Origin of the sequence: Streptomyces sp. NPDC058697, from assembly GCF_042715345.1 — a bacterium.
Lineage (GTDB): Bacteria > Actinomycetota > Actinomycetes > Streptomycetales > Streptomycetaceae > Streptomyces > Streptomyces liliifuscus.
This window is the reverse complement of the sequence record NZ_JBHXSU010000039.1, coordinates 1-12,911: the sequence shown is the minus strand read 5'-3', so window position 1 is coordinate 12,911 and position 12,911 is coordinate 1. Positions and strand designations below refer to the sequence as shown.

The window sequence follows — 12,911 nt, the reverse complement described above, 5'->3', positions numbered from 1 at the left end:
TACGAATCCCCCTCCGGGTGGCTGGTGTTGCGACCACCAGCATAAGTTCCGGCTCCCCACCGATATTCCGACGGCCACAAGCTCATGCCCATGGCGATCGAACCCTCCCCGGTGCACGAGCACGAACGCAAACACGAGTACAAGCACACCACCCGCACCCACACCCAAACCCACACCCACGAACCAACCAATCAGGAACAGGCAGCCCCACCCTCATCCCCAACCCCAACCCCCGCCCCCCACCTCTCCACCCGGGACAGACTCGTCCTCTTCGTCCTCTGCGCGGCCCAGTTCATGGTCGCCCTCGACTTCTCCGTACTGAACGTGGCGTTGCCGGTTCTCGGCCAGGACCTGGGCATGAGCCAGTCGGCCCTCCAGTGGGCGGTCACGGCGTTCGCGCTGCCGTCCGGCGGGTTCCTGCTGCTCTTCGGACGGATGGGTGACCTGTACGGGCGCCGCAGGCTGTTCCTCGCCGGGCTCGCCCTCTTCGGCGCGGCCTCGCTGCTCGCGACCTTCGCCTGGAACCCGGCGTCGTTCCTGGCCGGACGGGCGCTGCAGGGCCTCGGCGCGGCGGCGATCGTACCGACGGGCATGTCGCTGCTGACGACGACGTTCCCGGAGGGCCCGGCCCGCGACCGTGCCCTCGGCATCAGCGGCACCCTGCTCTCGCTCGGCTTCACCGTCGGGATGCTGGCGGGCGGGGTGCTGACCGACGCGTTCGGCTGGCGCTCCACGATGGGCCTGCTGACGCTCTTCGCCCTGATCGTGCTGCCGCTGGCGCCGACCCTGCTCCCGGAGTCCCGCCGCAGCGACCGGCCCCGCCTGGACGTCCCGGGCGCGGTGACCGTCACGGGCGGTCTGCTCGCCCTGATCTACGCCCTGTCGACGGCGGCGGAACGCGGCTTCGGCAGCGCGGACGTGATCGCGGCCCTGGTCGCCGGAGTCGCCCTGCTCGCGCTCTTCGGGTACGTCGAGTCGCGTACCGCGGAGCCTCTGGTCTCCCTGCCGATGCTGCGCCGCCGCACGGTGGCGTGGGGCAATCTGGGCGGCCTGGTCACCTTCTCGATGATGTCGACGGTGATCTTCGTCCTGACGCTCTACCTCCAGGAGACCCTGCGCCTGTCGGCCTTCGAGACGGGCCTGGTCTTCGGCGTCGTGGGCGTGATGTCCGCGGTGGCGGGCGCCTACGCCCCGAGGGTCATCGGCCGCATCGGCGCCCACCGCACCCTGGTCGCCTCGCTCGCCGGCCAGGGCGCGTTCATCGCCTCCCTGCTCGCTCTCGGCACCGGCGATGGGTCGATCTGGCTGGCCACGGCCGCGGTGTCACTGGCCTGCATGTGCCACCTGGGCGCGATCATCTCGTACGGCCTGACCGTCACCTCGGGTGTCCCCGACCACGAACAGGGCCTCGCCACCGGCCTGGTGACCTCCACCCAGCAGGTCGGCCTCACCCTGGGCATCCCGCTCCTCGGCATCCTGGCCACCACGGCCCCGAGCCTCCTCTCCGGCGTCCACACGGTGGTGGCACTGGACGCGGCGATCGTGCTGGGGGCGGCGGTGCTGGTCGCGGCCGGACTCGGCCGACGGACGTCAGGGGCGGTCGAGCCGGAGCCGCTCGGCCTTCGGTAGACCGGCGACCACCAGGTCGTACGAGTCCTCGATGAGCTCCCTGACCAGCCGGTCGGGGAGCTCTCCGTCGGCCGTCACCGTGTTCCAGTGGCGCTTGTTCATGTGATAGCCGGGGATGATCAGGCCCTCGTGCTCGCCGCGCAGGCGCACCGCGTCGTCGGGGTCGCATTTCAGGTTCACCGTGAGCGGGCGGGCGTCCAGGCGGGTCAGGGCGAACAGCTTTCCCAGCACCTTGAAGACCGAGGTCTCGGGGGTGAAGGGGAAGTCCTCGACGGTCGCGTTGAAGGACAGGCAGAACGTGCGCAGCTCCTGCGGGGTCACTCCGGCTTCTCCTCCTCGGGGGGCTAGGCGGTCTCGGCCGGGCCCACGGGCTCGACCAGCACCGTGACGATCTTGTTCCGGCGGCCGGCCGAGGCCTCCGCCGTGAGCCGCAGCTCGCGCCCGTCGGGCAGTTCGACCACCGACGAGGCACTGGCGATGGGCACGCGTCCGAGCGCCTTCGCGAGGAGGCCGCCGACCGTCTCGACGTCCTCGTCGTCGTACGCCTCGAAGCCGTACAGCTCGCCGAGGTCGCCGATGTCGAGCCGTGCGGTCACGCGGTAGCGGTCGTCGCCCAGGTCCTCCACGGGCGGCAGTTCACGGTCGTACTCGTCGGTGATCTCGCCGACGATCTCCTCAAGGATGTCCTCGATGGTGACGATGCCGGCCGTGCCGCCGTACTCGTCGATGACGACGGCGACGTGGTTGCGGTCCTGCTGCATCTCGCGCAGCAGATCGCCGGCGTTCTTCGTGTCCGGGACGAAGGCCGCGGGCCGCATCGCCGTCGACACGAGCTCGCTCTCCGCGTCCCGGCTGATGTGCGTCTTTCTGGCCAGGTCCTTGAGATACACGATCCCCACGATGTCGTCCTCGCTCTCCCCGGTGACGGGGACGCGGGAGAAACCGGACCGCAGGGCCAGCGTCAGCGCCTGCCGGATCGTCTTGTAGCGCTCGATGACCACCAGGTCCGTACGCGGGACCATGACCTCCCGTACGAGCGTGTCGCCCAGCTCGAAGACGGAGTGCACCATGCGGCGCTCCTCGTCCTCGATGAGCGACTCCTTCTCCGCGAGGTCGACCATCGCCCGCAGCTCGGCCTCGGAGGCGAAGGGGCCGCGCCGGAAGCCCTTGCCTGGCGTGAGGGCGTTGCCGATGAGGATCAGGAGCGGCGGGATCGGGCCCATGATCCTGGCGAGCGGCAGCAGTACGTACGCCGCCGCCGTGGCCGTGTTCAGCGGGTGCTGGCGGCCGATGGTGCGCGGGGAGACGCCGACCGCCACGTACGAGACGAGGACCATCACGCCGATGGCGACGGCCAGTGCCTCCCAGGTCTCGGCGAACTCCTGCAGACAGGCGTACGTGACGAGCGCGGCGGACGCCATCTCACAGGCGACGCGCACCAGCAGCGCCACGTTCAGATAGCGGGTCGGGTCGGCGGCGACCTGGGCGAGCTTGGCGCTGCCGCGGCGGCCGGACCTGACGGCCTCCTCGGCGCGGAAGCTGGAGACGCGGGCGAGACCGGCCTCCGCGCAGGCGGCGAGCCAGGCGACCACGACAAGGGCGATGGCGCCCACGACCAGTTGCGGGCTCATGAGACGGTCGGGGCCGGGGACGGGCCGGTGAGGCCCTTCTCCGCACGCCAGCCGTCCACGATGGCCGCCTGGAGGCCGAACATCTCGGCCTTCTCGTCCGGCTCCTCGTGGTCGTAGCCGAGCAGATGCAGCACTCCATGGACGGTGAGGAGCTGGAGCTCCTCGTCCATGGAGTGCTGCGTGTCGGCTTCCTTGCCCTGCCGCTCGGCGACCTCGGGGCAGAGCACGATGTCGCCGAGCAGCCCCTGCGGGGGCTGCTCGTCGTCGTCCTTCGAGGGCGGCCGGAGCTCGTCCATCGGGAACGACATGACATCGGTCGGACCGGGCAGGTCCATCCACTGGATGTGCAGCTGCTCCATGGCGTCGGCGTCCACGACGATCACCGAGAGCTCGGAGAGCGGGTGGATCCGCATCCGCGCGAGGGCATAGCGGGCGATGTCGAGGATCGCCTGCTCGTCGACCTCGGTTCCGGACTCGTTGTTGACGTCGATCGACATGGTCGCGCTGGTCTACTTCCGCTTGTTACGGGCGCCCTGGTGGGTGCCGTTCTCCGTACCGTTCTGGCTGTCGTACTTCTCGTACGCGTCGACGATACGGCCGACCAGCTTGTGCCGGACGACGTCGTGGGACGTGAGGCGGGAGAAGTGGACGTCGTCGAGGCCCTCCAGGATGTCCTGCACCTGACGCAGCCCGGACTTGGTCCCGCTCGGCAGGTCGACCTGCGTCACGTCACCCGTGACCACGATCTTCGACTCGAACCCGAGCCGGGTGAGGAACATCTTCATCTGCTCGGCGCTCGTGTTCTGGGCCTCGTCCAGGATGATGAAGGCGTCGTTGAGCGTACGACCACGCATATACGCCAGCGGGGCCACCTCGATGGTCCCGGCCGCCATCAGCCGCGGGATCGAGTCCGGGTCGAGCATGTCGTGCAGCGCGTCGTACAGCGGGCGCAGATACGGGTCGATCTTGTCGTAGAGCGTGCCCGGGAGGAAGCCGAGGCGCTCTCCCGCCTCCACCGCCGGGCGGGTGAGGATGATCCGGCTGACCTGCTTGGCCTGGAGCGCCTGCACGGCCTTGGCCATGGCGAGGTAGGTCTTGCCCGTACCTGCGGGGCCGATGCCGAAGACGATGGTGTGCTTGTCGATGGCGTCGACGTACCGCTTCTGGTTGAGCGTCTTGGGGCGGATGGTGCGGCCGCGCGAGGACAGGATGTTCTGTGTGAGCACTTCGGCCGGGGTCTCCTGGCCGTCGCCCTCCCCGTTCTCGCTCGCCCTCAGCATGGCGATCGAGCGTTCCACTGCGTCCTCCGTCATCGGCTGTCCGGTGCGGAGCACCAGCATCATCTCGTCGAACAGGCGCTGGACGAGGGCCACTTCACGGGCATCGCCGACGGCGCTGATCTCATTGCCCCGGACATGGATGTCGGCCGCCGGGAAGGCCTTCTCGATCACGCGCAGAAGGGCGTCTCCAGACCCCAGCACGGTCACCATGGGGTGCTTGGCCGGGACGGTGAACTGCGCTCGTGACTGCCCCTGCGCGGGGGTGTGAGCTGTGGGTGTCTGCGTCATGGGCCGGCTCTGTAGGCCTGCTCATCCTCCTCGGTGAGGCACGCTTGCCGGTACGGCAGCCTTGTGCTTCCAAGAGTACGACGGGGCACCGACAACGCCGTAGGACTTTTCGCCCGCACCGGTGGCCTCACGTGAATCTGCCGGTGACGCCAGGCGAATCCGCCGGTGCCTCCGCGTGAATCCACGCCCGACCGCACCCGGTTCCACCTGCGGCCGCACTCTGATCCGCCGGCGGCCTCACGCCGATCTGCCGAACCCGATCGTCGGTACCGCCCGCCGCAGGGGCCACGCCCGGCTCGTCTCCGGAAGGAGGGGTTCCAGGAAGGCGTACCGGCCGAGCGCCGCCGGATCCTGGTGGTCGTACGACTGGACGCGCCGCCACCACCCGGCGATCTCGGACCAGCCGGGGGCGGACAGGGACCCCCCGAACTCCTGGACCGACAGGGCGGCGGTGAGGCCCGCGAAGGCGAGCCGGTCGGCCAGCGGCCACCCGGCCAGGGTGCCCATGACGAACCCGGCCACGAAGACGTCCCCCGCGCCGGTGGGGTCCATGGCCTCGACCTCGATGGCCGGAACCTCGGCGGTCTCCCCGGTCCGTCCGTCCACGGCGTACGCGCCCTCGGCACCCAGAGTGACGACGGCGAGCGGCACGTGCTCGGTGAGCGCGTGGGCGGCGGCGCGCGGGCACGAGGCGCCCGTGTACCGCATGGCCTCCTGGGCGTTCGGCAGGAACGCCTCGCAGTGCGCCAGGTCGGGGAGCGCCGCCAGGTCCCAGCGGCCCGTGTCGTCCCAGCCGACGTCGGCGAAGATCCTGGTCCCCTTGCCCGCCGCCCCGGCGATCCAGGGGGCGCGGATGCCCGGCGTGAGCGACGCGACGGCCGCGCGTGCGCGGGGCGGGCAGTCCGGGGCGGGCTCCTCCGGGGGCGGCTCGTGTCCGTGGCTGACCATGGTCCGCTCGCCCTCGTACGCCATCGAGACGGTCACCGGGGAGTGCCAGTCCGGAACCGTGCGTGAGGTGGAGAGGTCGATGCGTTCGCCCTGCTCCAGGGCGTCCCAGCAGTACTCGCCGTAGTGGTCGTCGCCGAAGGCGGCGGCGAGGGACGTCTTCAGGCCGAGCCGGGCGAGCGCGGTGGCCATGTTGGCGACCCCGCCGGGGCTGGACCCCATCCCGCGCGCCCAGGACTCGGTGCCGCGCACCGGGGCGGAGTCGAGTCCCGTGAAGATGATGTCCAGGAAGACCGTGCCGGTGAGGTAGACGTCCCAGGGCGGGTCGTCGTGCGCGCGCAGCCCTGCGAGGGGGTCGACCTGGGCGGCCTGGCTGTGCCGTCCCTCTCCGTTGGACGCGGTCACGGTGCGCTCCCATGAGGTGGTGCGGATTCAGGCCAGTGTGCACCAATCACTCCACTGCCCGTGAAGCGTCACGCCGTGCCGAAGTGGTTTTCGCCCCCGCCGCCCCTACCCATTCCCGTCCCTGACTCAGGGGCTACGCCCCCGAACCCCCAAAAGACTGCGCAGTTCCCCGCGCCCCTGGGTATTTCAGCCTCTCCGGCGTTTGAGGAGCGGGGGTTCGGGGGCTGGCCCCCGAGTAGTGACGGGAATGGGTAGGGGCGGCGGGGGCGAAAGAAGAGGCCTGGTCCCCCTAGGGGAACTCGTACGCCTCCACCTCCGCCAGGTACCGCGCCCGCCGCTCCTCGTCGTGGTCGAGGAAGGACGCCACGAACGAGTTGCGGGCAAGCTCGCGCAAGCGGTCGGGCGACAACCCCAACGCCTCCCGGACGGCAAGGAAGTTGTCCTCGACATACCCACCGAAGTACGCGGGATCATCGGAGTTGACCGTGCACAACAGCCCCGCGTCGAGCATCACGGGCAACGGATGCTCCTCCAGAACGTCCACGGCCCGAAGCCGCACGTTGGACAACGGACACAACGTCAACGGCACCCGCTCCCGCACCAGCCGGGCCACCAGCTCAGGATCCTCCAGGCACCGCAGCCCGTGATCGATCCGCTCGACCCCGAGCACGTCGAGCGCCTCGGTGATGTAGGAGGGCGGCCCCTCCTCCCCCGCGTGGGCGACCCGCCGCAGCCCGAGCGCGGCAGCGGCCTCGTACACCTCACGGAACTTCACGGGCGGATGCCCGACCTCCGCGGAGTCGAGCCCGACACCGACGATCCGATCGAGGTACGGCTTCGCGGCCTCCAGCGTCTCCATCGCGGACTCGGCGGACTCGTCCCGCAGAAAGCACATGATCAGCTGGGTGGAGACCCCGTGCACGGCCTCGCTCCGGTCGAGCGCCCGTCCGAGCCCCGCCACGACGGTCCCGATCCCGACACCCCGGGAGATGTGCGCCTGCGGATCGAAGAAGATCTCCGCGTGCCGCACGCCCTGCGCGGCGGCCCGCGCGAGATACGCGTCGGCGAGGTCGGCGAAGTCGTCCTCGGTCCGGAGCACGGCCATGAGCTCGTAGTACAGGTTCAGGAACGACTGCAGGTCCGAGAACTGATACGCCTTGCGGAGATCGTCGGTGTCCGCGTACGGGAGCGGGACACCGTTGCGCGCGGCGAGCGCGAAGGCCAGCTCGGGCTCCAGGGTGCCTTCGATGTGCAGGTGCAGTTCGGCTTTCGGGATGGGCATCAAGGCATCGTACGGCCGTTTCATCTGCGCTTCGGTACCGGCACTCGCAGCAGATCGTGCGCCACGGTCAGCTCCCCCTCGAAGCCGGCGGCCCGCGCCTGCCGCTCGAACTCTTCGGGTTCGTCGTACCGCTGGCTGAAGTGCGTGAGCACGAGATGCCGTACGCCCGCGTCCCGGGCCACCGCCCCCGCCTGACCTGCCGTCAGGTGCCCGTGGTCGACGGCGAGTTGGATGTCCCCGTCCAGGAACGTCGACTCGATGACGAGCATGTCGCACCCCTCCGCGAGCGCGTACACCCCGTCGCACAGCCGGGTGTCCATGACGAACGCGAACCGCTGCCCGCGCCGCACCTCGCTGACGTCGTCGAGGGACACATCCCCCAGCGCGCCCTCCCGCTGGATCCGCCCCACGTCCGGCCCCTTGATCCCGTACGAGGCGAGCCGCTCGGGCAGCATGCGCCGCCCGTCGGGCTCGACGAGCCGGTAGCCGTACGCCTCGACGGGGTGGGAGAGCTTGCGGGCCTCCAGCACGTATGACGCCGTGGACGCGAGTACGCCGTCGGAGTCGACCGGCGCCTCGGTGAGCGGGACCGTCTCGCGGTAGGCGGTCGAGTACCGCAGCCGGTCGTAGAAGCGCTGCCCGGAGCGCGGGAAGTGGGCGGTGATCTCGTGCGGCACCCGGTCGAGGTTGATCCGCTGGATCACCCCGGCGAGGCCGAGGGAGTGGTCGCCGTGGAAGTGCGTGACGCAGATCCGGTGGAGGTCGTGCGCGGCGGCCCCGGCGCGCAGCATCTGCCGCTGCGTGCCCTCGCCGGGGTCGAAGAGGATGCCCTCGCCGTCCCAGCGCAGCAGATAGCCGTTGTGGTTGCGGTGCCGGGTGGGCACCTGGCTGGCGGTGCCGAGGACCACCAATTCGCGTACGGACATGTCGAGTTATCCGGTTTTCCCGAGTGGCGCGGCTAGCCCGGGGGCCACTGCATGCCGCGGCCGCCCAGTACGTGGGCGTGCGCGTGGAAGACGGTCTGCCCGGCCCCGCTGCCGGTGTTGAAGACGATGCGGTAGCTGTCGAGCTTCTCGTCGGCGGCGACCTCACCGGCCTCGCGCACGACGTCGGCGAGGATCGCCGGCTCGGCGACCGCGAGGGAGGCGGCATCCGGGTGGTGGACCTTCGGGATCACCAGGACGTGGCTGGGTGCCTGCGGGTTGATGTCCCGGAAGGCGACGGTCGTTTCGGTCTCACGGACGACGGTCGCCGGGATCTTCCCACCGACGATCTTGCAGAACAGACAGTCGCCCTGCGCTTCCCCTGCCATGCGCGGCTCCTCACGCTGGATGATCGATGCCCGGGCATGGTACCGAGCCGGCGCCCCTTCAGGGGTGCGGGGAACTGCGCGACCAGCCCCCACGCACCCGCACCCGAAGAACCCGCTACGAAACCCGCTACGAAACCCGCTACGAACCCGGCAACGGCGGAGGCGTCCTCGTCGGGCTCTCCTCCAGCGCCGCCAGCGCGATGCGGATCGCCTCGTCCAGTTGCACGTCACGCCCTGCCGCGTAGTCCTGCGGGGCCTGGACCACCTCGACGTCCGGGTCGACGCCGTGGTTCTCCACGCCCCACTCGTAACCCTCAAGCCAGAACGCGTACTTGGGCTGGGTGACGAGCGTCCCGTCGACGAGGCGGTAGCGGCTGTCGATGCCGACGACGCCACCCCACGTACGCGTACCGACGACGGGACCGATACCGAGGGCCTTGATCGCGGCGTTGACGATGTCGCCGTCGGAGCCGGAGAACTCGTTGGCGACGGCGACGACGGGTCCGCGCGGCGCGTCCTCCGGATAGCTGGTGGGCCGCATTCCGCGGGCGAGGTCCCAGCCGACGATGCGCCGGGCGAGTTTCTCGACGACCAGCTGGGAGGTGTGGCCGCCGCGGTTCTCGCGGACGTCCACGACGAGGCCCTCGCGGGCGACCTCGATCCGCAGGTCGCGGTGGATCTGGGCCCAGCCGGGCGCCTGCATGTCGGGCACGTGCAGATAGCCGAGCCGGCCGCCGGACTTCTCGTGGACGTAGGCACGCCGGTCGGCGACCCACGCGTGGTAGCGCAGCGGTTCCTCGTCGGAGATCGGTACGACGACGGCGTGCCGCGGATCGCCGCCGCCCGCGGGCGAGACGGTCAGCTCGACGGCCTTCCCTGCCGTGCCGACGAACAGCGGTCCCGGCCCGGTCACCGGGTCGACGGGCCGCCCGGAGACGGCCACGATCGCGTCCCCGGCGCGCACGGCGACCCCGGGCGCGGCGAGCGGCGACTGCGCGTCGGGATCGGAGGTCTCCGACGGCAGGATGCGGTCGATGCGCCACTGCGGCGCGCCCTGCGGGCCGTCCTCGTGACGGGAGATGTCGGCGCCGAGCAGCCCCTGCCGCTCGCCGCTGCCGTATCCGCCGCGCGGCATGACGTACGCGTGCGAGGTGCCGAGTTCGCCCTGCACCTCCCACAGCAGGTCGACCAGGTCGTCGTGGGTGGCGACCCGTTCGAGCACGGGCCGGTACCGGTCCAGTACGCCGTCCCAGTCGGTGCCGCCCAGGTCGGGGCGCCAGAAGTTGTCGCGCATGAGGCGGCCGGTCTCGTCGTACATCTGCCGCCACTCGGCGGCCGGATCGACGGTCTGGCGGATGCGCGAGAGGTCGACGGTGATGTTGGTGTCGCTCTCGTCGTCGTTCGAGGCGCGCCGGTCGCTCGGTACGACCTTGAGCTTGCTGTCGGTCCACAGCAGGATCCGCTTGCCGTCGCCGGTGACCATGAAGCCGTCGGCGTCCGAGGCGAGGTGCTCCATGCGCTGCTGGACGAGGTCGTAGCGCTCCAGGTCGGTCTTCGGGTCCGGGTCGTCCGGGGTGGCGCGGGAGGCGCCGAGTACGCCCCGCACGGGGTGCCGCAGCCACAGCAGCCCGTCCTTGGCGGCCTTCAGTCCGGAGTAGCGGGCGGCCTCGACGGGGAACGGCACGATGCGGTCGCCGAGCCCGTCGAGGTCGATGCGGGTCGCCGGGGAGCCCTCGCTGTCGGGCGTCTCGTCCTTGTCGGGCGCCTCGAAGGGCCGGCCGTGCCGCTGCGGCCCGAACGGCGAGGGGGTGGTCGCGGCGAGGGTGATGAGATGCGGCCGCGAGCCCCCGACGAAGGCCAGGTCGAAGACGTGCTCGTCGTAGACGGGGTCGAAGGACCGCGCGGACAGGAAGGCCAGATGCTTCCCGTCGAGGGTGAACGCGGGCGCGTAGTCCCGGAACCGGAGCGGCGTCGCCTCGGTCACCGAGAGGTCCGCGGTGTTGGCGAGCTTGAGCTGGCGCAGCGGGCGCGGGCCGGGGTGCGACCAGGCGAGCCAGGCCGAGTCGGGCGAGAAGGCCAGCCCGGAGACCTCGCCGTCCTCGCTGCGGTCGACCTCCCGTACCTCGCCGGTCTCGCGCTCGACGAGCAGTACGCGTCCGTCGTGCGAGGCGACCGCGGCACGGCTGCCGTCGGGCGCCACCGCGAGCCCGAGCACCCGCCCGAGCTGTCCGGCGGCGAGACGCCGTGGGGTGGCCCCCGGCGCGACCCCGGTCGCGGGCGCGAACTCAAGGGCGTCATCGCCCTCGGCGTCCGTCACCCACACCACGTGCTCCTCGCCGTCCGCGCGGAAGGTGCGCGGCAGCCGGGCCCGTACGCCCTGTTCGGCGGCGAGCGCCCGGGTCGGGCCCGAGCGGTGGGTGACCCAGTGGACGGCTCCGCGCACGGCGACCGCGCTGCCGCGGCCGGTGTGGTCGGGCGCGGCGGCACCGAACCAGCGGGCCGCGCTCACGGGATGCGGCTGCAGATCGACGCGCTGTCCGCCGAGCCGGATGTCGAGCCGCCGCGGCTCGGCCCCGTCGAGGTCGTCGAGAATCCACAGCTCACCGGCGGACGCGTACACGACGCGCGTCCCGTCGGTGGAGGCGTGCCGGGCGTAGAACCCGTCAACTGCCGTATGCCGCCGCAGATCCGACCCATCGGCGAGGGAGGAGTAGACGGCCCCCACACCTTCATGATCGGAGAGAAAGACAACTCGCTCCCCGGCCCACGAGGGGTACTCCAGATTCCCGTCCAGGTCGGCATGCAGCCGTACGAACTCCCCGGCCTCCCCGTCGCCCTCCCGGTCGATCCACAGCTTCCCGGCCGTGCCACCCCGGTACCGCTTCCACCAGGCGGCCTCACGGCCCATGGGCGCGGACAGCAGGAGCGTGCCGGGGCCGCCCCGGGCCACATCGCCGACAGGCCCGTACGGGAGGGTGGTTGCCGGGCCGCCGTCGAGCGGGACGGCCCGGGCCCAGCTGCGGCGCAGGCTCGCCTGGCCCTGTGTGCTGAGCGCGAGCACCTCGCCCTCCGGGGTCCAGCCGCGCACCTGGGTCTTCCAACTGCCCCAGTGCGTAAGGCGTTTGGTGGAACCGCCGTCGACGGGGGCGATGTGCACCTCGGGAGCGCCGTCGCGGGTGGAGGTCCAGGCGACGGTGGTGCCGTCCGGCGAAATACGGGGATGGTTCACCGGGACGTTGTCGGCGCTGACCCGCCAGGCACGGCCGCCGTCGAGCGGCGCGACCCAGACGTCGTCCTCGGCGGTGAAGGCGATCAACTCGCCGTGCAGATGCGGATACCGGAGATACGGGGCAGATGCGGCGGATGCGGTCTGTGTCACCCGATCACCCTATGCAGCGGTCCTGTCCGCGACCAGAGCTTTCGATCACTTGCCCTGGAAGCACGAGCAGGTGGGGTGCGGGTACTCGGTGACGGTCCTGGTGACGGTGACGGTCGCCTCCGGCCGGCCCGGCGGCGGGGTCGTCCTGTGATCGACGGGCGGTGTCCAAGGGTTGACGCTGCTCGGCGTGCTCGGCGTGCCCGCCCTGCAGTTCCCGAGCACGTCCACCCGGAACCACTCCTTGCCGCCCACCCTGGCTGTCAGGTCGCCCCGGACGCAGGTCCCGTTGATCTCCTGCGTCACCTTGCCCTTGATGGTGATGTCGCGACCGTCCTTCTCCTCCCCGACACAGTCGACGCTCGCGACACTCCGCACGCTGGGCGAACTCCCGGCGGTCTGCCCCTTGTCCCCGTACGAGGCGGTACAACTCAGCCACTGGACATCGACGCCCTGCTTCTCCAGCTCGCGGGTTCCTGCCTGGTCGGTCGTGATCGCCACCGCGGCGGCACTGATCCCGTCGCCGGGTTCACACGCGGCCACGCCGAACACGACCACGACGGCGAGCCCGCCCACAACCGGCCCCCGCCGTATCCGCCTCAAAGCCCCCATAGACGGCAGCGTGCCACCCTCGACCGAAGCCCGATAGACCGCATACAGCCACGATTCCGCCCCCGCCGCCCCTACCCATTCCCGTCCCTGACTCAGGGGCTCCGCCCCCGAACCCCCAAAAGACTGCGCAGTTCCCCGCGCCCCTTAAAGG

Annotated in this window: 11 protein-coding genes; 1 reads left to right on the top strand and 10 read right to left on the bottom strand. The window is 70.9% G+C overall.

Going from position 1 to position 12,911, the window contains the following annotated elements:
- Nucleotides 1–90 precede the first annotated feature (90 nt).
- A complete protein-coding gene (locus ACFWXQ_RS44210) occupies nt 91–1,629 on the top strand; it encodes an MFS transporter (protein ID WP_383953742.1) in 1,539 nt (512 codons plus the stop codon).
- Here the strand turns inward: ACFWXQ_RS44210 and ACFWXQ_RS44205 are convergent.
- The 10 genes from ACFWXQ_RS44205 to ACFWXQ_RS44160 all read right to left on the bottom strand — a co-directional run bounded on the left by ACFWXQ_RS44205 (nt 1,591) and on the right by ACFWXQ_RS44160 (nt 12,760).
- Nucleotides 1,591–1,950, bottom strand: a complete 360-nt coding sequence (locus tag ACFWXQ_RS44205) for an MmcQ/YjbR family DNA-binding protein (protein WP_383953744.1) — start codon at nt 1,948–1,950, stop codon at nt 1,591–1,593. The two genes, ACFWXQ_RS44210 and ACFWXQ_RS44205, sit on opposite strands and share 39 nt — an antisense overlap.
- Nucleotides 1,951–1,973: 23 nt before the next feature.
- A complete protein-coding gene (locus ACFWXQ_RS44200; protein WP_383953746.1) occupies nt 1,974–3,260 on the bottom strand; it encodes a hemolysin family protein in 1,287 nt (428 codons plus the stop codon).
- Nucleotides 3,257–3,757, bottom strand: a complete 501-nt coding sequence (gene ybeY, locus ACFWXQ_RS44195; protein WP_055612361.1) for an rRNA maturation RNase YbeY — start codon at nt 3,755–3,757, stop codon at nt 3,257–3,259. Before ybeY ends, ACFWXQ_RS44200 begins: the two co-directional genes overlap by 4 nt.
- A 12-nt stretch (nt 3,758–3,769) precedes the next feature.
- Nucleotides 3,770–4,828 carry a PhoH family protein gene (locus ACFWXQ_RS44190; RefSeq protein WP_383953748.1) on the bottom strand — a complete coding sequence of 353 codons (1,059 nt, stop codon included), beginning with the start codon at nt 4,826–4,828 and terminating at the stop codon, nt 3,770–3,772.
- A 237-nt stretch (nt 4,829–5,065) separates the two neighbouring features.
- Nucleotides 5,066–6,178 carry a carbohydrate kinase family protein gene (locus ACFWXQ_RS44185; protein WP_383953750.1) on the bottom strand — a complete coding sequence of 371 codons (1,113 nt, stop codon included), beginning with the start codon at nt 6,176–6,178 and terminating at the stop codon, nt 5,066–5,068.
- A gap of 289 nt (nt 6,179–6,467) precedes the next feature.
- On the bottom strand, nt 6,468–7,460 hold the full coding sequence (locus tag ACFWXQ_RS44180) for an adenosine deaminase (RefSeq protein ID WP_383955953.1): 993 nt from the start codon (nt 7,458–7,460) through the stop codon (nt 6,468–6,470).
- Nucleotides 7,461–7,480: 20 nt separating this feature from the next.
- Nucleotides 7,481–8,386 (bottom strand): ribonuclease Z, encoded by a 906-nt coding sequence (locus ACFWXQ_RS44175; protein ID WP_383955950.1) that lies wholly within the window; start codon nt 8,384–8,386, stop codon nt 7,481–7,483.
- A 32-nt stretch (nt 8,387–8,418) separates the two neighbouring features.
- On the bottom strand, nt 8,419–8,772 hold the full coding sequence (locus ACFWXQ_RS44170; RefSeq protein ID WP_383955947.1) for a histidine triad nucleotide-binding protein: 354 nt from the start codon (nt 8,770–8,772) through the stop codon (nt 8,419–8,421).
- A 139-nt stretch (nt 8,773–8,911) separates the two neighbouring features.
- Nucleotides 8,912–12,151: a S41 family peptidase gene (locus ACFWXQ_RS44165; protein ID WP_383955944.1), complete on the bottom strand. Its 3,240-nt coding sequence runs from the start codon at nt 12,149–12,151 to the stop codon at nt 8,912–8,914.
- A 45-nt stretch (nt 12,152–12,196) separates the two neighbouring features.
- Nucleotides 12,197–12,760, bottom strand: a complete 564-nt coding sequence (locus ACFWXQ_RS44160; RefSeq protein ID WP_383955941.1) for a hypothetical protein — start codon at nt 12,758–12,760, stop codon at nt 12,197–12,199.
- Nucleotides 12,761–12,911: the final 151 nt, after the last annotated feature.